This window comes from Desmonostoc vinosum, assembly GCF_059505385.1.
This window is the reverse complement of the sequence record NZ_JCACKM010000019.1, coordinates 1-2,072: the sequence shown is the minus strand read 5'-3', so window position 1 is coordinate 2,072 and position 2,072 is coordinate 1. Positions and strand designations below refer to the sequence as shown.

2 protein-coding genes are annotated in these 2,072 nt (G+C 37.3%); both read right to left on the bottom strand.

What is annotated here, in order from left to right:
• Positions 1-14: 14 nt before the first annotated feature.
• Positions 15-1,274, bottom strand: coding sequence for an RNA-guided endonuclease InsQ/TnpB family protein (locus AC5JMF_RS02145; protein ID WP_495794079.1), 1,260 nt, complete (start codon positions 1,272-1,274; stop codon positions 15-17).
• Positions 1,275-1,341: 67 nt separating this feature from the next.
• Positions 1,342-1,980, bottom strand: a complete 639-nt coding sequence (locus tag AC5JMF_RS02140; protein WP_495794078.1) for an IS607 family transposase — start codon at positions 1,978-1,980, stop codon at positions 1,342-1,344.
• Positions 1,981-2,072 lie beyond the last annotated feature (92 nt).

Sequence of the window (2,072 nt, the reverse complement as noted above, 5' to 3'; positions counted from 1 at the left end):
CCGTTCTGTAAAACCTACCCAAAACTACCTAAGTCTAGACGAAACTGGACATTAGTAATTTTAGTGTTTACTTCCTGATTCATCGTAGTCTCAAGATGACTCTTGAGAGGTTTGTCTACTCCACAGGCTGACACGGTAGAACTTACCGCCAAGTCCGAACGAGTCGGGATAAAGATTCCATCAAACCATCGTTCGATATTTTTTGCCGCGTTTAAATCTCTGTCTTCAGTGTGACCACAATTAGGACAGATATAAACACGGTTTTTTAGTGGCATTTTATGACGATGTTTACCGCAATTAGAGCATATTTGAGAACTGGGAAACATTCTATCTACAAGCACCAATTGGCTTGAGAATTTTTCAGTTTTATATTCTAATTGTCTACGGAACTCGTACATACCACAATCAGCGATCGCACCAGCTAATTTATGATTCTTCAAAAATGCTTTAACTGATAAATCTTCAATGTTTATAATGCTGTGGTTTTTAGCAAGATAATTAGTCAGTTTGTGAATAGCATCTTGACGAATATTACTGATACGAGCGTGCAACTTACTCAGTTTCTTAATAGCTTTGATTCTATTTTTAGAACCTTTAACACGCTTACTAACACGGCGTTGTGAACGCTTTAGGCGTTTACTTAAACGTCTATAAGCTTTGGGATTAGAAAAGACTTTACCGTTACTGGTAACAGCTAATTCTTTAATGCCAATATCAACGCCAACAGTCGGTCTATTGTCTGCTATTAAAGGTTTTTCAATCTCGTATTTAATAGCGATAAACCATCTGTCAGCTTGTCTTGAAATCACACAGTTATGCACCGCAGTAATCGGTAATGGTTCAGCTAAACGTACCCATCCGATAGAAGGTAGTTTGATACGTTTTCTATCATTTTGAATTTTCGGAACTGCTTTAGTACCAGATTCAAGATAAAAAGAATCGCGTTGACCTTTCTTTTTGAAACGTGGTTGCTTGGATGTCTTTTTAAAACATCTTTCCCAAGCTACACGGCAATCTGACAATGCTTTTTGAGGAACGTTTTTATTAACTTCGTAATACCAATCATGTTGAGATTTCACCTCAGCAACTAACTTTTTATGTAAATCAATTGCTGAAGGAATCTTGATTGATTTATCGTCTTTACGTAGCTCTAAAATATTCTGTATAGTCGCGTTCGCCCAATTATAGGCATGACGAGCTACACCAGAAGCTTTACGGAACAACGTTTTTTGTTTGTTATTTGGTATTAATTCTGTCTTAAAACTGAGTAACATTGCTCGACCTCCAATGTTTTTGCTGACTTCTATAGTATATCCCCATATCTACCCATTGCCAACATATTTAGGTAGATTCTTGTACAGCTTTGGCGACATTATCCAAAAGTTTTTTGTTCTTACGACTACGAGAACCATACAAACGTGCTGAAAACACTGTAATTAGCTCAATCATGTCTGTGACTAACTCTTGTTCAAATGTGATTTCTTCCGTTGATTTGTTGATAATGACCACTTCAGTCTCGTACTCTTCACACATAGCAAAGACCAACTCTGCACCGAATCTTAGTAGTCTATCTTTGTGAGTCAATACTAATCGACCGACATCACCTTGCATGATGCGTTTAAGAAGCTTCTGCAATCCTTTTTTGTTGTAGTTAAGTCCTGAACCTAAGTCAGATACTGTTTCAAACTGCCAACCATTAGCACCACTAAAAGCTTCTAAAACCTGTATCTGTCTAGTCAAATCTTCCTTTTGGTCATTACTGGATACACGAGCATAATTAATGGTTATGCGGTCTTCTAGCTGATTAAAATCTCTTGGTGTAATGCGTTTGATGTCTGTTAAATAAAATCTTCTGTGTCCTGACGGTGAACGTTCAAAACGTAACTTTCCTGAGTCTGCCCATCGTCGTACAGTTTTTACAGAGACACCAAGCTCTTTAGCAGTATCTCCTATTGAAATAGTCATTCGAGAGTCTTCCATAATTACATACCAATTAGGACTACTCTCAATATATAGACGTTCCGTTAGTTTTGTCTAGTTATGAGTAGAAATTACCGAACAGTAGAATACCC